Source organism: Beduinella massiliensis (assembly GCF_900199405.1).
Taxonomy (GTDB): Bacteria; Bacillota; Clostridia; order Christensenellales; family Aristaeellaceae; genus Beduinella; species Beduinella massiliensis.
Genome location: NZ_LT963430.1, coordinates 3,838,003 through 3,858,344 on the forward strand (window position 1 = coordinate 3,838,003; position 20,342 = coordinate 3,858,344).

The 20,342-nt window shown below is 58.6% G+C and carries 20 protein-coding genes and 1 tRNA gene; 12 read left to right on the forward strand and 9 right to left on the reverse strand.

The window, feature by feature from the left end; translation table 11 throughout:
* Positions 1-197 precede the first annotated feature (197 nt).
* Both C1725_RS19560 and C1725_RS19565 read left to right on the forward strand, forming a co-directional pair.
* Positions 198-980: a hypothetical protein gene (locus C1725_RS19560; RefSeq protein WP_346026835.1), complete on the forward strand. Its 783-nt coding sequence runs from the start codon at positions 198-200 to the stop codon at positions 978-980.
* 32 nt (positions 981-1,012) lie between these two features.
* Positions 1,013-2,065 (forward strand): hypothetical protein, encoded by a 1,053-nt coding sequence (locus C1725_RS19565; RefSeq protein ID WP_346026836.1) that lies wholly within the window; start codon positions 1,013-1,015, stop codon positions 2,063-2,065.
* A 141-nt stretch (positions 2,066-2,206) separates the two neighbouring features.
* Here the strand turns inward: C1725_RS19565 and C1725_RS18265 are convergent, their stop codons facing one another.
* Positions 2,207-3,403, reverse strand: coding sequence for a pyridoxal phosphate-dependent aminotransferase (locus tag C1725_RS18265; RefSeq protein ID WP_346026908.1), 1,197 nt, complete (start codon positions 3,401-3,403; stop codon positions 2,207-2,209).
* Positions 3,404-3,826: 423 nt separating this feature from the next.
* Here C1725_RS18265 and C1725_RS18270 point away from each other — a divergent pair, with 423 nt between their 5' ends.
* Positions 3,827-5,137, forward strand: coding sequence for a DUF3048 C-terminal domain-containing protein (locus tag C1725_RS18270; protein ID WP_102413110.1), 1,311 nt, complete (start codon positions 3,827-3,829; stop codon positions 5,135-5,137).
* Positions 5,138-5,263: 126 nt separating this feature from the next.
* Here the strand turns inward: C1725_RS18270 and C1725_RS18275 are convergent, their stop codons facing one another.
* Positions 5,264-6,310 carry a substrate-binding domain-containing protein gene (locus tag C1725_RS18275; protein WP_102413111.1) on the reverse strand — a complete coding sequence of 349 codons (1,047 nt, stop codon included), beginning with the start codon at positions 6,308-6,310 and terminating at the stop codon, positions 5,264-5,266.
* A gap of 382 nt (positions 6,311-6,692) precedes the next feature.
* Here C1725_RS18275 and C1725_RS18280 point away from each other — a divergent pair, with 382 nt between their 5' ends.
* From C1725_RS18280 to C1725_RS18300, 5 genes are all read left to right on the forward strand, one after another.
* Positions 6,693-7,961 (forward strand): extracellular solute-binding protein, encoded by a 1,269-nt coding sequence (locus tag C1725_RS18280; RefSeq protein WP_102413112.1) that lies wholly within the window; start codon positions 6,693-6,695, stop codon positions 7,959-7,961.
* Positions 7,962-8,073: 112 nt separating this feature from the next.
* Positions 8,074-8,991, forward strand: a complete 918-nt coding sequence (locus C1725_RS18285) for a carbohydrate ABC transporter permease (protein WP_346026837.1) — start codon at positions 8,074-8,076, stop codon at positions 8,989-8,991.
* A 1-nt stretch (position 8,992) separates the two neighbouring features.
* A complete protein-coding gene (locus C1725_RS18290; protein ID WP_102413113.1) occupies positions 8,993-9,850 on the forward strand; it encodes an ABC transporter permease subunit in 858 nt (285 codons plus the stop codon).
* Between the two features lie 5 nt (positions 9,851-9,855).
* On the forward strand, positions 9,856-11,016 hold the full coding sequence (locus C1725_RS18295; RefSeq protein WP_102413114.1) for a DUF2961 domain-containing protein: 1,161 nt from the start codon (positions 9,856-9,858) through the stop codon (positions 11,014-11,016).
* 5 nt (positions 11,017-11,021) lie between these two features.
* Complete coding sequence (locus C1725_RS18300) at positions 11,022-12,125, forward strand: glycoside hydrolase family 172 protein (RefSeq protein WP_346026838.1); 1,104 nt, start codon at positions 11,022-11,024, stop codon at positions 12,123-12,125.
* A gap of 41 nt (positions 12,126-12,166) precedes the next feature.
* Here C1725_RS18300 and C1725_RS18305 read toward each other — a convergent pair whose 3' ends face one another.
* Positions 12,167-13,105, reverse strand: coding sequence for an HD domain-containing protein (locus tag C1725_RS18305; RefSeq protein ID WP_102413116.1), 939 nt, complete (start codon positions 13,103-13,105; stop codon positions 12,167-12,169).
* A gap of 155 nt (positions 13,106-13,260) precedes the next feature.
* Between C1725_RS18305 and C1725_RS18310 the strand changes: the two genes are divergently transcribed.
* Positions 13,261-13,336 (forward strand) — tRNA-Ala (locus C1725_RS18310).
* Positions 13,337-13,601: 265 nt separating this feature from the next.
* On the opposite strand, the gene C1725_RS19570 is transcribed toward C1725_RS18310, so the two are convergent.
* Positions 13,602-13,769 (reverse strand): hypothetical protein, encoded by a 168-nt coding sequence (locus C1725_RS19570; protein WP_346026839.1) that lies wholly within the window; start codon positions 13,767-13,769, stop codon positions 13,602-13,604.
* Between the two features lie 60 nt (positions 13,770-13,829).
* Here C1725_RS19570 and C1725_RS18315 point away from each other — a divergent pair, with 60 nt between their 5' ends.
* The 3 genes from C1725_RS18315 (at position 13,830) to C1725_RS19575 (ending at position 15,809) form a co-directional block, all read left to right on the forward strand.
* On the forward strand, positions 13,830-14,804 hold the full coding sequence (locus C1725_RS18315) for a DHH family phosphoesterase (RefSeq protein WP_346026840.1): 975 nt from the start codon (positions 13,830-13,832) through the stop codon (positions 14,802-14,804).
* Positions 14,792-15,451, forward strand: a complete 660-nt coding sequence (locus C1725_RS18320) for an NUDIX hydrolase (RefSeq protein ID WP_346026841.1) — start codon at positions 14,792-14,794, stop codon at positions 15,449-15,451. The genes C1725_RS18315 and C1725_RS18320 overlap by 13 nt, the downstream gene beginning before the upstream one ends.
* 115 nt (positions 15,452-15,566) lie before the next feature.
* Positions 15,567-15,809, forward strand: a complete 243-nt coding sequence (locus tag C1725_RS19575; protein WP_346026842.1) for a hypothetical protein — start codon at positions 15,567-15,569, stop codon at positions 15,807-15,809.
* A 12-nt stretch (positions 15,810-15,821) separates the two neighbouring features.
* On the opposite strand, the gene C1725_RS18330 is transcribed toward C1725_RS19575, so the two are convergent.
* The 5 genes from C1725_RS18330 to C1725_RS18350 form a co-directional block, all read right to left on the reverse strand.
* Positions 15,822-16,271: an RpiB/LacA/LacB family sugar-phosphate isomerase gene (locus tag C1725_RS18330; protein WP_102413118.1), complete on the reverse strand. Its 450-nt coding sequence runs from the start codon at positions 16,269-16,271 to the stop codon at positions 15,822-15,824.
* 15 nt (positions 16,272-16,286) lie between these two features.
* Positions 16,287-16,715, reverse strand: coding sequence for a PPC domain-containing DNA-binding protein (locus C1725_RS18335; protein ID WP_346026843.1), 429 nt, complete (start codon positions 16,713-16,715; stop codon positions 16,287-16,289).
* Between the two features lie 70 nt (positions 16,716-16,785).
* Positions 16,786-17,847 carry an ADP-ribosylglycohydrolase family protein gene (locus C1725_RS18340; protein ID WP_102413120.1) on the reverse strand — a complete coding sequence of 354 codons (1,062 nt, stop codon included), beginning with the start codon at positions 17,845-17,847 and terminating at the stop codon, positions 16,786-16,788.
* Positions 17,848-17,882: 35 nt separating this feature from the next.
* The gene (locus C1725_RS18345; protein WP_102413121.1) at positions 17,883-19,334 is read right to left on the reverse strand and encodes a type 2 periplasmic-binding domain-containing protein; all 1,452 of its coding nucleotides are present in this window, start codon (positions 19,332-19,334) and stop codon (positions 17,883-17,885) included.
* A gap of 87 nt (positions 19,335-19,421) precedes the next feature.
* Positions 19,422-20,336, reverse strand: coding sequence for an ABC transporter permease subunit (locus C1725_RS18350; RefSeq protein WP_102413122.1), 915 nt, complete (start codon positions 20,334-20,336; stop codon positions 19,422-19,424).
* Positions 20,337-20,342 lie beyond the last annotated feature (6 nt).

Below are 20,342 nucleotides of genomic sequence, written 5' to 3' on the forward strand. Positions count from 1 at the left end.
TGCTAGTACCAATTTTCTGTGGAACCTGCCCATTTCCATGCGGTCGGTCGTTCCCGCATTATTTTGGTATTTCACCGGACTTCGATTGATTTTCCCGTCCCTTTATGGTATAAATTGAAGATAGATTATTGTATGCATTTGGATGGGCAACTATGCCTGTCCTGGGTTTAGTTTCAATTATTAAGGGGGCTGCTGCGTTGTTTTACGAAAGCAGAAGGGTACTCACGATATTCCTTTGCGCGTGCCTGCTGTGCTGCACGTGCGTCGGGGCGCTGGCCGACGGCACCATCTTTGAGCCGGAACGCGCCTCTGCCGTGCAGGAGGTATACTGGCAGGTGGATCACATCGCGGTCAACACGCCGGAGGTTTCCGCACACAAAGCGTTCAGCGCCTCTTCTACGGCGGAAGGCGTCGCCTCCACCGTCGAGGGCGAAGTACTGCCCGGCTACGAGATGGAGCAACGCCTTGCGGACGATGCGTCCATAACGCTCGACATCACCCGCCTGGCGACCGACGCCCAGGTGAAGCACGTCTATCACTGGACGGGCCTGCCCGTCTACGTGAAGGGGGACGAGGTTCATCTGTCTCTGTCCTCTGACGTCCTCGTCTCCGAGGACAGCCGAATCGACACCTACCTGGAGGTCAATCTGGCCGGGGAACGCCTTTGCCGAATCGCGGCGGACAGCAAGAACGATACGCCCGCTTTCAGGGAGATCAGCTTTACCCTGCCGGAACGTGCCCGTGATGGTGCAAAGATTCGCCTCTCTTTCACCGCGCGGGACATGAACGGGGCAATCCGAGGACAGGTCTTCTATTATTTCACGGCGCACAGCGGCAGCGTCAAACCGACGCCTACGCCTACTGTGACGCCCACGCCTACTCCGACGCCCACCCCGACACCCACGCCTACTCCGACACCCACGCCCACCCCGACACCTACTCGCCCACCCCGACGGCGGTTCCGCACTTTGCTGCGCTGACGCCCGACGAGTCGGACGTTCCCGCGTATTATGTGCCGGAAATCTCCGGCGGGAATACGGTCTACCGATTCGACCGGCCTGACGGAGAGACGGAATACCGTGTGTTCGGCAGGTTGGATGGCGGCGAACCAGCTTTCGTCCCCTCGGACGCCCAAGGCCGGGTCACAGAAGATGCCATCCCCGCCGATTCCTCGCGTGACGCCCAGATCGCTGCGCTCGGCTATGTGCCCGGCGTGCCGGAAGACGCTCCCTTCTATTACGTAGCGGTCGATGGCGCGCAGAGCCTGTATGAGCTGAAAACCCCCGGCGGAGACATGCTTTACCGGGTTTACGACGCGGAACGCGGCGTCTTCCTGCCCGCAGATGCGGAAGGGAACGCGCTCCGCTTCACGCCAGTCGATCCGGCGGACGAAGAGGCCCTCGCGACGATGGGCTATGCGCTCGCCCCGCAGGACGCGCTGCCCGCATCGGACACCCTTCCCGAAGGCTATACGCCCGTCGAGGGAAAGCCGGGCCTGTACGCCTTTGAAACGCCGGACGGGCAGACGCACACCCGCGCTTATGCCACGACGGACGGCGAAACATACGGTTTCCTGGCGGTGGACGCAGATGGCAAGCCACTATCCTTTGCATTCGTCGATCCGGCGGACGATCGGGCGGCGATGACGGCCACGCCCTCCGACGCTGCGTCCCTAGGCACGCAGGAAGAGCCGCCTGCCATTCCGGCCATTGCGAGAATCGATGAAACGCCGCTGCCCACCGAAAGGCCGACGGCAGAGCCCACGGTCGCTCCTACTGCGACGCCTGCGCCGACGGCCATTCCCACCGCGACGCCGACGGTCGCGCCTACGCCCATCCCCACTGCGGTGCCGACGGCTCAGCCTACCGCAATTCCTACGGCAACGCCGACGATCGCGCCTACGCCTATCCCCACCGCGACGCCGATGCCCGCGACCGACGCACCCGCAACGGCGGAGCCTTCACCGGTGCAAAAGGCCCCCTTCCCCTGGTGGATCATCCTGGTCGTGCTCGTTCTCGTCGCCATCGGTGCGGCGGTCTTCATCGGCGTGAAGAAAAAGAAGTAATAAAATCCATCCCTTCCAGAGGGCTTCGCTTGAAAGCAAGAGCGAAGCCCTCTCTTTCGTGCGGCGGCAAGCGCCGGACAGGCTCCTCCCCAAAACAAAAGGCCGCCGGCCATACGGCCGGCGGCGGCAAGGTAAACTCCATCAGTCCATGAGCATGCGGGTGAACGCCGCGATGCGAGAAATGCCCTTCTCGATGTTCGACAGGCTGGTCGCATAGGACAAGCGGCAGTAGCCCTCCGCGCCGAACGGCGCGCCCGGCACGACGGCCACCTTTTGCGCGTCGAGCAGCATCGCCGCGAAATCCATCGAGCCCTTGATCGTCTCGCCCCGATAGCGCTTGCCGATGAGCGCGCTCACGTTCATCATCACGTAAAAAGCGCCCTTGGGGGTTGGGCACGACAGCCCTTCCACGTCGTTGATCGCCTGCACGATGAACTTGCGGCGCGCGTCGAATTCGCGCACCATCGCCTGCATCAGCTCCTCGCCGCCCTCCAACGCCGTGATGGAGGCGAACTGCGCGACCGCGTTGGGGTTGCTGGTCGCGTGGCTCTGGTAGTTGCTCATCGCACGAATGATTTCGCGCGGCCCCGCCGCGTACCCGATGCGCCAGCCTGTCATGGCGTAGGCCTTGGACATGCCGTTGATGACGATCGTCTGGTTGTAAATGTCCTCTCCAAGCGAGGCAATGGAGATATGGCGGCATCCATCGTAAATCAGCTTTTCGTAAATCTCGTCGGAGACGACGTAAAACTGCCTTTCGACGGCGAGACGGGCGATGCTCTCGAGCGCCCGCTCGCTCAGCACGGCGCCGCTCGGGTTGCTCGGGCTGTTCAGAATCAACGCCTTCGTGCGCTCGGTCACGTAAGGAGCGATGTCCTCCGCAGAAAAGGCGAATTCCTTGTCCGGGTTCATCGGCACGTAGACCGGCACGCCGCCCGCCATGCGGACGATTTCAGGGTAGCTGACCCAGTATGGCGCCGGGATGATGACCTCGTCCCCGGGGTTCAGGATCGCCGTAAACGTCGAAAACAGCGAGTGTTTCGCGCCGTTGCCGACGATGATCTGGCTGGGCTCGTAATGTAGACCGTTGTCGCGCGCGAGCTTTTTGCAGATGACCTTGCGCAGCTCCATCATGCCCGCCGCGGGGGTGTAGCGGGTGTAACCATGGTCGAGCGCGTATTTCGCCGCGTCGCGGATGTACTCGGGGGTGTCAAAATCGGGCTCGCCTGCGCCGAACCCCACGACGTCAAGCCCCTGGGCCTTCATTTCCTTCGCCCGCGCGTCAATGGAGAGCGTCGGAGAAGGAGAAACCTGGCAGCAAACCTTGGAAAGCGTCAGCGACATCGCAGAAATCCTCCCTTAAGGCCGACCGTCTATCCCTGCCCAGTGCCGCAAGGCAGGAGGAAAACGAATCGCGGCCATTTCTTTCTTGCATTCAGTTTTACTATATTCTACGCAGTCCGGTGTTTTCCTGCCACAAAAAGAAATTCCGGTTCAAAAATTGAATCTTCCCAAAGCATTCCTGCATATTTGTGCTTTCTTCCCGTATGCGATAATTTTTTTTGTTCCCCTGCAACGTTTTGGCACTTTATGGCGTCTAATATACGACACCCGGCGAGGGGAGACCTCTGTGCGATCTATACGTAAAATGGCTGGTAATTCCCTGTTCACTCTTGCATCTTTTGCCCTTTTACGTTATGATAATAGAGATGTCTCTCATCATACGCATGTCTGAAACAATTATATTGGAGGTGCTCTTTCTTGCGTAAGTTCACCCGGATCGCATCCCTGATGCTGGTGGCTGCTCTGCTCGCGGTTCCCAGCCTCGCGTTTGCGGACCTACAGTACCTTGAGCTCACGGATACAGACAAGTCCTATTCCGAAAAGGCTCTGGTCGAAGTGCCGAACGGCGGTTTCCCGGACAACCCTGTAGAAGACGGCATCAACCCGATCACCGGCGAGGGCTGGGTCGGCACCTATCAGCCGATCATGTCCACCATCGACACGCATCCCGACGCGCTGCCGCACTGGGGCGTCTCTTCCGCCGACCTGATGTACGAGATTCCGATCCAGAAGGACGGCTCGACCCGCGGCCTGGCGATCTACATGAGCGAGATCCCGACCGGCTCCGGCCCGATCCGTTCCGCCCGTCTGTCCTTCGCAGACCTGCGCGAGATGTGGGATTGCCCGATCATGTACTACGGCATGCAGCTCGCCAAGGGTACCTCCGTGCAGGACTTCTGGAAGGAACACCACAAGGACAAGTGGTCGAAGGGCGCTTTCGTCTATCCCTTCGTCGACGGCATGCCCAACCGTTACGCCGCCCTCTTCCCCCGCGAAAAGGAAGGCGGACACTTCAATCCGCATAACGTCAAGGGCGATGTCGCCGGCGTTCTGGCCGCAGGCGACGGCTCTACGAGCAAGATGCATCCCTTCCTCTTCAACGAGGAGGGCCTCGACCGCGGCGCCAGCGCGCTGGGCCTGACCATCGAGTACAAGAACAACTACATCGCCTCCTATACGTACAACGAGGCGACCCGCACCTACGACCGTTTTTACAACGGCGAGCCGTACATCGATCTGAACAACGACGTGCAGTGCTCCTACGCGAACGTTCTGGTCATTCGCACGGACATCTCCTGGTACAAGAACAATCCGTCTCGCCCGGTCGTCGCGCTGACCGGCCAGGGCACGCTGGAAGTCTTCCAGAACGGCCGCTACATCCGCGGCACCTGGGTGCGCGCGAAGGACAACAAGAAGACCAACAGCAACGACATGGAGACGCTCGCGCAGCGCATGGTGTTCTTCGACGAAGAAGGCAACGAGCTGGAGCTGATGCCCGGCAAGACGTTCGTTCAGGTCGTGGAAAATACCCAGCCGATCACGCTGGTCAACGACTCCTCCGAGGGTGACTCCGTCGAGGGTGCGAAGACGCTGGAAGCGCCCAAGCCCACCAAGACGCCCAAACCCACCCGTACCCCGAAGCCGACCCGCACGCCTAAGCCCGACGCCAACGGCAACATGGAATCCATCGAAGCCGGCGACGACAGCGACGAGTCCTTCGGCGCGTAAGTGACCCCGCATCCAATTAAAACGGCGGTATGCCCGATGGGCATACCGCCGTTTCTTCGCTTTCCCCTTGACGCGGCAAGCTTTGCCGCCCTTTTTCTTCCGCTTCCGCCAAGAAGGCGGGCTTTTTTATACCGATCCCCGTATCTCAAGGATGGCGTCAAACCGCTTGCTGACCGGCTCATACGTTCCATCTGCGAGCAGCTTTAGCAGGACTTGGGTTCCATATTGCGCCATCTCGCGAAAGGGCATGCGCATCGCCGACAACGGCGGAGAGGTGTGCTGAAGGTACGGCAGGGAATCGAGCGCAATCACGCGCACATCTCCCGGCACGCCCAGCCCTGCATCCCGCAGCAGAGAGAGCATTTGAAGGCCGTACGTCGCCCAGCAGGTCACGAAGCCGTCTGCCCCGGCATCCCGGACGGTCTGGACGAGCGCGCCGTAGTCACCCGCATGGAAGTCGCGAGGGAAGTGGAGCACCCGCGCGGGCAGCCCTGCCGCATTCATCGCGTCGGCGTACCCGTCAATACGATCCCGTTCCGTCTGCGGCATGTACAGCGAACGGTTGTCCTTATCCAGCGGACCTATATAGCAGATACGACGGCAGCCCCGCTCGATAAGCAGGCTGCACGCGCGTCGGCCGTCCTCGTAAAAATGGGTGTTTGCGTAGCCGACACCCGGAAAGTCCGTATAGCCATAAAGGACGGTAAATGGAATATGGTGCTTGCAAAAAAGAGCGATATAATCGCACTCGCGGGACTTCTCTTCGCTGTGTGCCGAGGAAATAAAGACAATTCCATCAATTCGCCCTTCCAGATAGTAGTTCAGACAGGGAGACTCGCTCTCCTTCCCGGACGGCGGACAGATCATCACGGCGTATCCCGCTCGATTGGCCTCTTCCATGATGCCATTGATGAGATCGAGGAAATACAGGCTGTTTACCTTATAGGTCGCAACAACCCCTATCGTCTTTGCGCTGCCGCTGCGGATTCTGCTGGCGGAATAGTTGGGCCGGTATCCAAGCTGCTCCACGCAGCGAAAAATGCGTTCCCGCGTCTCCAGCGAAATCGTCTGACCCTTTGTCCCGTTGAGCACAAAGGAAACCGTAGACGGCGCAACCCCGGCAAGCTGGGCAACGTCCTTAATCGTGACGCGCTTTTTTCTCGTGTCGTTCAATCAGATTCCCCCGACCCAATTTATTTACAGATTATTGTATCATGAAGTTTTCACGATTTCAAGAAAAATCGTTTTTGTTTTCCATAGCTTTAAACACACGCTTTTCGTGCATAAAAAATGCATTTATCTATTTTCGGCACACAATAACGCCATTGTAAGCAGATATCTAACCTAATATATACCCGTATCGGGAGCATTCCGCCTTTTTGTTCTGTCTATAATCACCCATTTTTACAAAATAAATAACGTTTTTGTTCTATATTTCATTGACGCGAATACATGCGTGTGCTATAATGCGCTTAATAAAAACGATTTTGTTATCTATTGATTTGGTGTTACACCAAATTGGTAAGAACAAATCTTATTACTTAGGAGGGATCCCATGAAAACTCGGCTGCTTTCCATCTTCGCGCTCGTCTCGTTGCTGTGCACACTGTTCGTCCCGGCGTTCTGCCAGGCAGAGGAACCGATCACGCTGACCTTTGCCTTCTGGGGGAACAACGACGAAATCCCCATCAAAGAAAAGCTCGCCCAAATGTACATGGACGCGCACCCGAACGTTAAAATTGAATGCACCTACACCGATGGCGGCCAATACCCGACCAAGCTGCAGACCTGGTTCGCCTCGGGCACGGCGCCCGACGTGATGGGCATCGCCAACGACATTCTCGCCCCGTTCCGCGACGAGGGAGTCTTCGCCGATCTGGCGCCTTACATGGAACGCGACGGACTGCTTGAAGGAATCTGGAACCAGCGCGCGCTGGACGTGCTTTCCGACGGTGAGGGACACGTCTACGCAGCGCCGTATATCTACAAAATCCCCGCGGTAGTCTACAACAAGACCATGCTGGATGCGGCCGGTATCGCCTATCCTGCCTCCGATTGGACGGAGGAAGAGATGATCGACATCGCCAAGCAGCTGACCTCCGGCTCGGGCCGCAGCCAGATTTACGGCATGAACCTGAGCGGCTGGCCTTATAACCTCTATCGCAACCTGTACGGCCAGCCTGTCTACGACACGCAGACGCGCACCGTAAACGCGCAGGACAACGAATCCTTCAAGCATGCGCTGGGCCTCTTCGCAAAAATGGTAGGCGAGCTGAAGGTATCTCCTGACGACGTGGTCGCGGACGCGATCGGCGGCGGCTTTGAAACCGGAAAGTTTGCCATGGCGATCACCGCCCCCTGGGAAATGGCCGCCTTCTCCAAGACCATCGGCGACGCCTTTGAGTGGGACGTCGTGCCGCTGCCGCGCAGCGAGCAGTACGGCCACTGGCAAGGCAACCTGTTTGCCGATGGATGGACGATGTCCGCGAGCACCAAGCACCCCGAGGAGGCATGGGATTTCATCAAATTCATGACCGCCACCGAAGAAGCGCAGGCGCACTCCGCGCCTATCGGCGTGCCGATGCTGACCAGCTACGCCACGAGCGAGGCGTACCTCAATGACTTTTACGGAAATGAGCCCTATAACAAGATGGCCTTCGTCGAAATGCTCGACTACGCTACCGGTTGGGAAACCAGCGGCGTCTGGGGCAAGCTCAACGACGAGATTCAAAACCAGTACAAGCTGGTGATTAACGGCAAGCAGGATCTCGATACGGCCGTCGTAAACATCCAGAAGAACTGTGAGGCGCTGCTGGCGCAGTAAGCCCGGATTTTTAGGCGTGGGCATCGCCGTGCGGTAAACCCGCACGGCGTGCCTGCCGGCCCTTTCATCGACGGCGCGCCGCGCCGTATCCCGTCATAAGGAGGGAAGTCCCATGACCGCACGCATCCCTTCGCGCCGGCGCAGGCGCTCCGCGATGGACACATCCCGCATGTTCTACCTCTTCATCAGCCCTTGGCTGATCGGCTTTATCTGCTTCACCGCAGGACCAATGCTCTATTCGCTCTACGCAGCGTTCAGCAAGTGGAACGGCGTCAGCGCGCCAAATTTTACAGGCCTCAAAAACATCCAAACCATGTTGTTTCAGGACAGCCTCTTCTGGAAGAGCGTCGGCAATACGTTCTTCTATGCGCTCGTCACCGTCCCGCTCAATATGGTCGTCGCGCTCTTTCTCGCGCAGCTTCTCAACCGGCGCATGCCGCTGAGCAACTTCTTCCGCTCGATCTTTTATCTGCCCTCCGTCGTCGCAGGCGTCGCCGTCTACATCGTATGGAGCCAGCTTTACAATCCCTTTACGGGCATCTTCAACGACCTGCTCAGCCTCGTGGGCATTCAGGGCCCCGGCTGGCTCATCGACGAGCATTGGGCCATGCCCTCGCTGATCATCATGAACATCTTTACCTGCGGCGGGCAGATGCTCATCCTGCTCGCCGGGCTTCAGGATATTTCCGATGAATACTACGAGGCCGCCGCGCTCGACGGCGCTTCTTCCAGACAGGTCTACTTTAAAATCACGCTGCCGCTGCTTACGCCCGTGATCTTCTTTAATCTCATCATGGGAATCATCAATTCCCTTCAGATTTTCGCACAGCCGCAGATCATGACCGAGGGCGGCCCGATGTATGCGACCTATGTGTACGGCCTGCACATCTACAAGACGGCATTCGTATACATGGACTTTGGCTACGCCTGCACGCTCGCCTGGGGACTCTTCGTGCTGATCCTTCTGCTCAGCCTCTTCATCTTCCGTTCCTCTAAATTCTGGGTTCATTATCGCGAGGAGGTGGACTGACATGGCGATCGTTCAAGGCGCCAAGCGCAAAAAGGTGTTTTCCACCCTGTTGTGGGAATGCGTGCTCGCGCTGTGCAGCATTCTCTTTCTGCTCCCCTTCGTTTGGATGATCAAAACCGCCTTCATGACGCCCCGGCAGATCGTCGCTTATCCGCCCGAATGGATTCCAAACCCGTTTACCCTCCGCTCCTTTCAAGAGGGGCTGGCTGTCTCGGGCTTTGACCGCTATTTTGTCAACACGGCGTTCATCACCACCATGACCATCGTCGGCACGCTGCTTTCCAGCTCCATGGTGGCGTTCGGTTTTGCGCGTCTTCACGCGCGCGGCAAAGGCCTGCTCTTCACAATCCTGCTCGCCACGATGATGATTCCCGGAACGGTCACGCTGATTCCCATGTTCGTGCTCTATTCCAACCTCAAATGGGTAGACACTTACCTGCCGTTGATTCTCCCCGCCTTTTTAGGCGGCGGCGCATTCAACATCTTTCTGCTGCGGCAGTTTTTTGCCTCCATTCCCAAGGAGCTGGCGGAGTCTGCCATGATCGACGGTTCCACCTGGCCGGGCATCTTCGCGCGCATCTACCTGCCCAACGCGAAGCCTTCCCTGCTCGTCGTGACCATGTTCACGTTCGTGGGCGCTTGGAACGACTACTTCGCTCCGATGATCTATCTGGTCAATCCCAAGAAATTCACCCTTGCGATCGGTTTGAACACATTCAAAAGCCAGTACGGCGGCGCGCAGGATCTGGGGCCGCTCATGGCCATGTCGCTGCTGACCGTGCTGCCCGTGCTCTCGCTCTACCTGTTTTGCCAGAAATATTTCGTACAGGGCGTCGTAACGTCCGGCGTGAAAGGATGAGATCTATGGATTACTTTCGTCCCAACCGGCAGGCGGTTTCACGCTGGGCGGACTTTGAAAATCCCTCTGCGCAGCCCGGAGCCGGGGCGCACGAAAACGGCTGCGCCAAAGGGCACGCGTTTGAATCCCTCGCGCCGGGCCAGACCGTGACGCTTCTAAATGCCTCTGGAAGCGGGGTCATTCGCCGCATCTGGATGACGCTTTCCGACCGTTCGCCGCACACGCTGCGTGCCCTGACGCTTTCCATGTACTGGGACGGCGCCAGGACGCCCGCTGTCTGCTGCCCGCTCGCCGACTTTTTCGGCCATGGGCTCGCCCTGCCGCACCCCTTTGAATCCGAATTGTTTTCCTCGCCGGAGGGACGATCCTTTAATTGCTTTGTGCCCATGCCCTTCTTTACCGGCGCGCGCATCTTGCTCAAGAACGAATCCGCCGTACCCATCAAGCGCCTGTTTTACGACGTCGATTTCACGCTCGAACCGCTAAAGCCCGACGAAGCGCTCTACTTCCACGCATTTTGGAACCGCGAAGCGCCGACGCGCCTGCTGCGTGACTACACGGTGCTGCCCTGTGTTTACGGGCACGGGCGCCTCCTCGGCGTCAGCCTGGGCGTGCTGCTCGACGAAAAATACCAGCAGACCTGGTTCGGCGAGGGTGAGGTAAAGATGTACGTCGACGGCGACGGCGCATTGCCGACGCTTGCTGGCACAGGCATCGAAGACTACATCGGCACCGCATGGGGACAGGGCGTTTACGCGCACCGCACGCAGGGCAGTCTGGAATCCGATCCGCAATCCGGCCGCTTCGCCTTTTACAGGCAGCACACCGTTGATCCCGTGTACTTTAAGGAAAATATCCGCGTAAGCGTGCAGCAAATCGGCGGCGCTCCCTGTTCACAGGTTCTGGCCCTCCTGCATGCGGGCGTGAAACTCCAAATCGTGAGCGCGGATTCCAGCCGCAGCGGTTTCAAAAAGCTCTTTGAGGTTCCCGGCTACAAGCTCAGCGAACAAAACGCCATATGGGATGCCTGGTACAACTTTTACCGGGAGGACGATTACGCCTCGACCGCTTATTTCTACCTCGACCGACCGGAAAACGGCCTTCCCGAACTTCCGTCCGTCTCCGTCCGGCAGCTGGGAATGGAAACACAAGAACAGAAAGGATGATCATTTTGCCGGAAGGAAACGCTCTGGACACGCTCTTTCTCCTCCGCGACAGCAAAACCCGGAGAATCTCCAGCGGAGACCCCAAAGGCAGCAACGACGATGCCGCGCACATCGCCGCGGGCGAGACGTATACCGTCGCGCAGATCGAGGGAAGCGGCATCATCCGCCACATCTGGTGCACACTGAGCAGCAAGGACGAAGACATCCTGAGCCGCGCGGTTCTGCGGATGTATTGGGACGGCGAGGAGACCCCCAGCGTCGAAGTGCCGGTCGGGGATTTCTTCGGCATCGGCATGGGGCTGACGCGCAACTTTGTATCCGAGCCCCTCTCGATGTGTCCGCAGGATGGACGCGGGTTCAACTGCTACTTCCCCATGCCTTTTGAAAAGAACGCCCGAATCACCCTGCACAACGAGTCGCCCATGCCAATGAACTTCTTCTACTACGTGGATTATGAACTCACGCCCGTCGAATCCGACTACGCGCGCTTTCACGCGCAATGGCGACGCGAGCCGGACACGGACGGTATCGCCCGAAAGCTTGGCTCCGCCCTGCGTGAGCGCAGCGCGCGCGCAGGGATCGACCGCCCGGAAGACTGGCCCGCGGGCTGGGACATTGAAAACCCCGACGGCGTGGGCAATTACACCCTTTTAGAGGCGACCGGGCGCGGGCATTACGTGGGCTGCAACCTGAATATCTTTAACTTTGAAAAGCAGGTCAACGACTGGTACGGCGAGGGAGACGACATGATCTTCATCGATGGGGACCCGCATCCTACCCTTCAGGGCACGGGCACGGAGGATTACTTTAACACTGCCTATTGCCCCCGTCAGGAGTACAGCGCCCCCTGGCACGGCCTGACCGTCTACTCCGGCAACGAACTCGGCCGTCCCTGGATGGGGGCGAACAGCATGTATCGCTTTCACATCAAGGACCCCATTCGCTTTGATCGCTCTATCCGCGTGACGATCGAACACGGGCACGCCAACAAACTCTCCAACGATTATTCCAGCACCGCCTACTGGTACCAGCAGGAGCCGCACGACCCTGCGTATCGCCTGCCGTCCGTAGATGCGCGTCTGCCCCGCAGAAACAGCGACGCCAAATAAAAAAAGAAGCTGCCGACGCATATTTCGGCAGCTTCAAATTTTCAATCCTGAATCCTATAAAGCTGGCGGTTGTCCATTGCCCAGACCTTCTCCGAAAAACCGCCGGGCGAGGTGCGCGCCAGCGCCTCCTGCATTTCAAACAAGCGCGCGTCCAGCGTATCGATGGTGTTGAGCACCTCTGCCTCCGGAAATTTAGGCGCCACCGGGCTTCCAAATTCCGGGATTCCATGGTGAGAAAGCACCATATGCTGCAGCAGCAGCACGACGTCCTTGCGCGCGCCGACCTTATCTCCCGCCTTCTCGATGTCCACCACGCCGCGCACGATGTGCCCGATGAGCTTGCCCTGCGCCGTATAGTCGGAAACCACGCCCAACGTATCGGCGTCCATCTCGCTCAGCTTTGCCAGGTCGTGAACGATGACCCCCGCCGCGAGGAGGTCCCCGTTCAGCCAAGGATAGACGGCCGCGATCGCCTTAGCGCAGCGCAGCATGCCCGTCATGTGATGCAAAAGGCCGCTGCGCTCCGCGTGATGCATCTGTTTCGCCGCCGGGAACGTGAGAAGGCGCTCGCCTGCCTGATCGAGCAGTTCCAATACCAACGCGCGCAGGCTGCTGTCCACGATGGATTCCGCCGTCGAGCGCACCTCGCCCATCATCGTCTCCGGTAATTCGGGCGCGCAGGGGACGAGCAGGGCCATGTCCACCGTTTCCTCCGGGCCCGTAACCTTCACGCGCTCCACGCGAAGCTGCATGCGCCCCATGAACTCGTTGCCCGTGCCGCGCACCTGCACGATGCTTCCCTGAGGCGGCGGCGCGACCGTGCCATCCCACATCTTGGCGTTGATGGTTCCCGTCCGGTCGCCCAACGTCATATCCAGATAGAGCTTTCCGCTGGATGCCGTCCGCTGTTCCGCGGAGCGCACCAGAAGATACCCCTCAAATTTTTCGTCCTTGCGAATCTGCGCTATGGTGTTTGCCATCCTCTGCCTCCATCGATCGGCTGCCCGCCGTGCTTTTCTTCATCATACGGGATTTAACGCCGCTTTTCAACCATCCAGCGCAAATTTTTTTGACATTGCCCGGAAGATTTCTCTTTACATCGCCGCATCCGTATGCTATAATATTATTCGTTCACGGGGCATTAGCGCAGTTGGTAGCGCACAACACTGGCAGTGTTGGGGTCAGGAGTTCGAATCTCCTATGCTCCACCAAAAAACCGTTGTAAATCAACGGTTTTTCTTTTTTGTTCAAATTGGGCACAGAATGTGTTCGTGACAACAGGCACAAAATCGGGCCCATCACGTCAAATGGAAATAAATTAGTGCCAGCAGCTCATCCATCCGTTTCGATAAACCGCCATTCATATATGCGCCTATTCCTCAAAGCCTTTAAGCCGCGGCTGGCACATCCCGCCGTCGCCCGTTTGCCCCCTGTACACGACGCGCAATAGGCATATACGCAAACCAAACTGCGTTTTCATTCCCCGGGCGGTACCGCCACAAACGGCGCAGGGTACTGCCTGAATTGCTCCAGCCCCCGCTTTGCCGTGCCGGGCATCCCATGCCCCTCGTAGATGCACTTGAGGATATCTTCCCGGCTCTCGCAGCCCTCGTCCGCCTTGAGTTCCGCCGGCTTGTCTTCCACGCTCTATCGTACTATACTGTCCTTAAACGGCGCGCCTTTGCGCAGGAAGGACGTGACTACATGTTTGACACTTTGCTCGCCCTGTGCAGGGACCGGCCGGTCTACGTACAGACGCACAATTTCCCCGATCCGGACGCACTCGCGTCGGCACACGGCCTTTGCAGGTTGCTCGAGGCGTCAGGTATAAAGGCCATCGCATGCTACGACGGCCAGCTTGACAAGCGCGCGGGCCGCAAGATGGTGGAGGTCTTTGGCATCAAGGCCGTCCCCGTTCACGAGCTGGGCTCGTTGGAGGCGGACGCGTTCGTCCTCTGCGTGGACAGCCAGAAGGGAAATGGGAATATTACACCGCTCTCCGTCGGCATCCAGGCCTGTATCGATCATCACCCCATCTTTGTCGCTTCTGACTACGTCTATCAGGACATCCGAACCGTTGGGGCGTGCGCAACGCTCGTGGCGAGCTATTTTCGAGAAGCCGGCGTCTCTCCCGACGCCTCGACCGCTGCCTGCCTGCTGTTCGGCATTCAAAACGATACGCGGCAGTTCTCGCGCGGGGTGAGCAGTCTCGATATCGACATGTTCGGCTACTTAAACCGGCTCAGCAATGCCGCGGAACTGCGCGCCCTCACCTCCAGCACCATGGCCTTTTCCGACCTGAAGGCGTATGTGAGCGCGATCGACACGTTCCGCGTTTACGCAGACGTAGGCTTTTCGGAGGTCGAATATCCCTGCTCGGACGACCTGATCGCCATGATTTCCGACTTTTTTCTGTCGCTCGACGGAATCAACCTGTCCGTCGTCTTTAACCGCCGCGCAGACGGCATCAAGTTCTCCGTTCGCTCCAAGCAGGACACGGTAGACGCGGGCAAGCTGACCGATCTTGCCCTGCGAGGCCTCGGCAGCGGAGGCGGGCACTCCTACATGGCCGGCGGCGTGATAACCACGGAGCACGAATCGGAATTGGGCGTCTATCCCGACGAAATCATCCGCGATCTGTTTCTGGATGCGCTGCAGCGCCTCAGGTGCGATCGATAGACGACGCTCGCGCGGTCGTCATGACGGACAAAATCGGCCGCCCGCCCCTTGCTCTTTTTTCCTCCATCCGCTATAATGACGGCATGAAGTACGTACAACAGATTGAAGCCTTTCAGCCCTCCTGCGAGCAGGAGAGGTGCGACCGCGCGCTCGTCCTCTCCCTCGTTCAGAAAGACCCGGCGCTCGCCCTTACGCGCGGGAGTGCGGCCGCTCACATGACGGCCTCCTCCATGATCTTCAACCCCTCCCGGGATCGCGTGCTCCTGGCGTTTCACAAGCTCTATCAATCCTGGGCCTGGACGGGCGGCCACGCAGACGGGGACGGGGATTTGCTCGCCGTAGCGCTGCGCGAAGCGCAGGAGGAGACGGGCATCGTCTCGGTTCGTCCGCTTTCCCCGGACATCCTGACGCTCGACGTGCTGCCCGTCTGGGGGCACGTAAAACGGGGCGCCTATGTCTCCACACATCTGCACCTTAACGTTTCCTATGCGCTTGTCGCGTCGGAGGATCAGGCGCTTTACGTGCGCCCCGACGAAAACGAAGGGGTACGTTGGATCGAGATCGACCAACTGGAGCAGTTCGTCTCAGAACCCGAAATGCTGCCTGTGTATCGCCGCCTGATCGCAAGCGGACGTAAGCTGCCGTAAGACGAAAAGCAAAGACAGAGGACCTGCGGAGCGCTTGAACCGAACCGCAAAAAACGGAGAATAGGCAAAGTACCCCCTGATGTAGGAGAATAACTGCATCAGGGGGTACTCGCATATGGCGCGAAGGAATCAAAGAGTACAGGGATTATTTCCGGAAATTCAGCAGATGCTGTCAGAAGGAATGACGCAAAAAGAGGCAACAAGCGCCCTCGGCTTAAAAGGGGCAAGACCTATGGCTACCGCAGGTAGTACTGGACACAATAAGGTCAGCGATGAAGAAAGAGAAAAAGAGAGTCGCTGCGGAGTTGCAGTTCCACAGCGACCAGGGCTTTCAATATACTTCACAGGCATATGTTAAGCTAACTCAATCTTACGGCATGCCCCCGTCCATGTCAGCCAGCTTCTGCACGCGGCGGCGGAACTCCTCGCTTTGCGAAAAATGGGCGTTAAGAAACAGGTCGATCAGCTCCAGCGCGACGGTGTGACCGACGATCTGCCCGCCCAGGGTGATGACCTGAACGTCGTCGTGCTCCACACATTGGTGTGCGGTGTAGAGGTCATGGCATACGCTGGCGCGGATACCCGGCATCTTGTTGCAGGCGATCGCGGCCCCTACGCCGGTGCCGCAGAACATGATGCCCCGCTCGCACGTCCCCGCCAGCACCGCGCCGCATATTTTGCGCGCGATATCCGGGAAGTCTACAGGCTGCGGATCGTAGCTTCCGAAGTCTGTGACCTCATGTCCCTTCTCTCCTAGGGGCCCCAGCACCTTTTGTTTCAGCTCATAACCGGCATGATCCGAACCGACAGCGATTTTCATTACAGACGCCTCCAGCTACTTTTTCTCTATAAACCGAACGCCAAAAGGTCCGGTCCTTCTCGTTATGTCTTCCGCCGTCATTTCTGCAACGCATATTTCCGCCAAATATTGAACCTCACATCCTTTTTCCAGATGCCCCGCGAATGCGCCGTCCCCGGAGCAGCATGTGATATGAAGATGCGCCTCTCCGTCAATAATCAGCCCTTGCAGTGCACTCATCTCGATCGGCGCCTCGACCGTGAGAAACTCATTTGCGGGTTCATCCTCCAGCGTCGTGATCCGATGATAGACCGCCCTGCGCAACGCGCCGATTCCGCTGACCACGACGCCATAGCGAATATCCAGTTTCCGTGTTTCTCGCTGAATGCATTCCAGCACATCCTCCCCCTTATGCAGATTTAAGATCACAAACCGTCCATTTGGCTTCGCATAAAAGGTATTCATCGTCGTCTCCTTTTCGATACGATCCAGCGTCCAAAGGCGCAGGCAGTTGAATGCCTGCGCCTTTGAGCCTTTATTCGATGTCCATAAACTCCGCGTATTCGCGCTCCTTGCGCAGGCGATTCTTGAAGGCGTCATACAGCCCGTCCGCGTGTTCCACCATCGTGCGCTGGCTGTTGGTGTGCGGGTTAAGACGTGTCGCCTTCTCCAGCTGGTCGATCCATCCCTGCGGGATAGACGCTGTTCCGCCCAAAGCGCCCGTGATGCCCGCGGCTACCGCAGCCACGCAGTCCGTATCGCGGCCCATGTTGACGCCCGCAAGGATCGCATCCCGCGTATTGCCCTTCACCATCTGGAAGATGCAAAGGCCCTTGGTGACGACCTCGTTGGCGTAGCTGAAGGGATAGGGCATGCCAAAGCCGTTGTACACGCCGTCGAAGTACGCCCGCATCTCGCGGATGTCCTTCATCCCCGCCGTCGCCTTGAGCTGCGCGTCCAGTTCGCGCACGACCTGATCCGGATCGCAGTTGTCGTACACCGCGCCCAGCACGCCGTCCACCGTCGCGTCCGGGCGGGTCGCCGCCGCGATGGACACGCCCGTGACGCACGCCCATTGCAGACCGCGGCTGTTAGAGGTCTGATAGAGCTGCCCGACCTCCAGGATGTCCTGCTTGGCCGTCTCCACGTTGCCCGCATTAATCAGCCCGATGGCGTGGCAAGCGCGGGAAAAGCTGTTGAGCCCGGCGTAGTCGCAGTACTTGCCCAGATCGCGTGCGGGGATGCCCGTCTTGGCCATCGCCAACAGGATTCCCTCGAACGGCTCCGAAACCAGCCCGCCTGCGTTCGGATTCGCGTGCTCGATCCAGGCGGCGCGCACGTCCTCCGCCGTCACGCGGTCGCCCTTCTCCATGATCGCGGTAATCATCAGCTTCTGACGCTCGATGCCGTCCTCTGTGGTGCCCGGCTCTCGTACCCATCCGTTATTGTAGTGCTCATAGGGAGTGAAGTCCTCTACGAAACCGCACTGTTCCTCGATCTTCTGCCAGGTCCATCCTTCTACCTGCGCACCCATCGCGGAACCGATGTGCGCGCCCATGATGCAGCCGCGGAATTTATCCCTCAGCGTGATAGCCATGTCAGCCCAATCTCCTTCCCTGTATTCACGCGGTACTATTGCGCGTCCTTCTGTGCCTTCAGTTCGTTGAGCTCCTGCTCCCACGCGGAGCCGCCCTTGGCGTAGAAGTCCTCCACAAACTTATCCCATTCCTTCAGATCGGCCTTGCCGGTGATAAAGTTGCAGTAGGAGGTATTCACAAAGTCCTGCAGATCGGTCTTGTAGCGCAGCTCCGCGTCCGTCAGCATGCCGTCGGCGGCATTTGTAATCGCCGGCCATTGCAGCGCGTCACGGCGGGACTGCACCAGGGGCGTTTCCACCATCAGCAGCGGCCACTCGCTTTCAAACGCAGAATACCACTGAATCCACTTCTGGTCGGCCTCGTACTGCGGTAGGGTGACGTAGGTGCCGTCGTCCTTCTTCTCCCAATGCGTGCCTTCCACGCCGGTATAGGTGGTCATCATGCCCTCCTCGGTATGGTACCAGTCGAGCAGGCGCAGACAGGCGTCGACGTTCTTGGCGTTCTTGAGCATGACGACGACACCGTTCGTCAGGTTGACACCGCGCAGTCCGGACTGTCCGTCCGGGCCGATGGGCGGCGCAATGCGGGTGAACTTCACGTTCGGGTCGACCTTCTGCATCTCCATCTCGATCTTGGGCTCGTACGTCCACCAACGATAGACGAATCCCCACTGGTTCTTCATCGCCTTGTCGTTTAACTCGGAGTCGTTCTTGAGGATGACGAACTCGGGATCGATCAGGCCCTCGTCGTACCAGTCCTTAATCAGCGCAAGCGCCTTCGGGGCGTTGGGATGCAGCGCCGACGGCTTCAGCGCGCCGCTTTCGTCCTCATACCAGTAAGAAAAGGCGACTCCTGTGAATCCATACGCCCCGAAGAACGGCTCCAGACTCTCCACACCGCAGCCCGTGTATCCATAGGTATCGTTCGCCCCGTTGCCGTCCGGGTCCTGCTCCACGAACGCCTTCATCACGTCGTGCAGCTCCTCCAGCGTCGTGGGGACGGCGAGGCCCAGCTTATCCAGCCAGTCCTGGCGCACCACGAAGTTCATGCGCTGCGGGCTGCACCAGACCGGGATGCCGTAGAGACGGCCGTCCACCTTGCAGCGTTCGAGCGCCGCTTCGGGAACGTTTTTCAAAATATTCGGGCACTTCTCCGCGACCAGGTCGGTCAAATCCATCAACGCGCCCTGATCTGCATAGTCGAACATGTCGTTGAAATGCGTCTGCGACAGCTTGATCATGTCCGGCAGGTCGTTGGACGAGAGGATGATGTTCACCTTTTCGTCGTAGTTGGCCGCGGGCGGGGCGATATGATTGAGCGTCACGTCGCAGGCTTCTTCGATCTTCTGTTTGATCGCGTCGTCCTCCGGAATGCCCTCGAATCCGCCCTTGGTAAACACAAACGTCACCGCGTTGTCCTCCGCGAACGCGGAGACGAGGCTCAGGGACAGGCAAAACGCCAGTAAAAGGGACAGCAACTTCTTCATACTTCAAATCCTCCTCTATTGATGATGGGTACGCGGGGTCTCCGGGAAAAAAGCGGCGCTTCACCTCCTCGTCTTCATTTTGAATTGTCAGCCCTTGACAGAGCCGACCATGACGCCCTTGACAAAATGCTTCTGCAAAAACGGGTAGACGCAAACGATCGGGATGGTGGAAATCATGATGGAAGCCGCGATAACCGCGGTGGAAGGCGGCATGCTGTCGGCCAGCAGGTTGCCCTGTTGTAATTCACTGATGCTGGTGGAGAGCAGGATTTCCCGCAGCAGCGTCTGCAAAGGCCACAGCTTGCGGTCGGTAATGTAGAGCACCGCGTCGAAGAAAGCGTTCCAGTGCCACACCGCATAAAACAGTCCGATGGAGGCCAGCACCGGCATAGAGAGCGGCAGCACGATCTTGAGCAGAATCTTCATCTCCGAGCAGCCGTCGATGCGCGCGGCTTCCTCCAGCTCCTCCGGAATCGAGCGAAAAAAGGTGCGCATGATGATCATGTTGTATACGCTGAGCATTTCAGGCACGATGAGCGCCCAGATCGTATCGACCATGTTGTAGGACTTGACGACCAGAAACGTGGGAATCATGCCGCCGTAGAAGATCATCGTGAAGAAGAAGACCTTCATGATGCCGCCCACGCCCGGCAAGTACCGCTTGGAGAGCGGGTAGGCGGTGAGTGCCGTGAGCGCAAGGCTCAACAGCGTACCCACGACCGTGCGAAACACCGTGACGCCCATGGCGTCGATCATCTGGCGGTTGCCGCTGAGGATGTACCGATAGTGCGAGAGCGTCGGGTGCTGCGGCACGGCGATGATCGCCTTCGCGTTGAGCACGATTTCCTCCGTCGGGGTGACAGATGTAAAGACCACGTCCAGAAACGGAAACAGCGTCACGAACGCGACCAGCGTCAGGATGACGTAGTTGACGCAGGAGAAGACGCGGTCCCCTGGGCGGGACTTGATGCGCCGTCCCGCCTTGTGTAAAGCGCTTGTCATGTACGG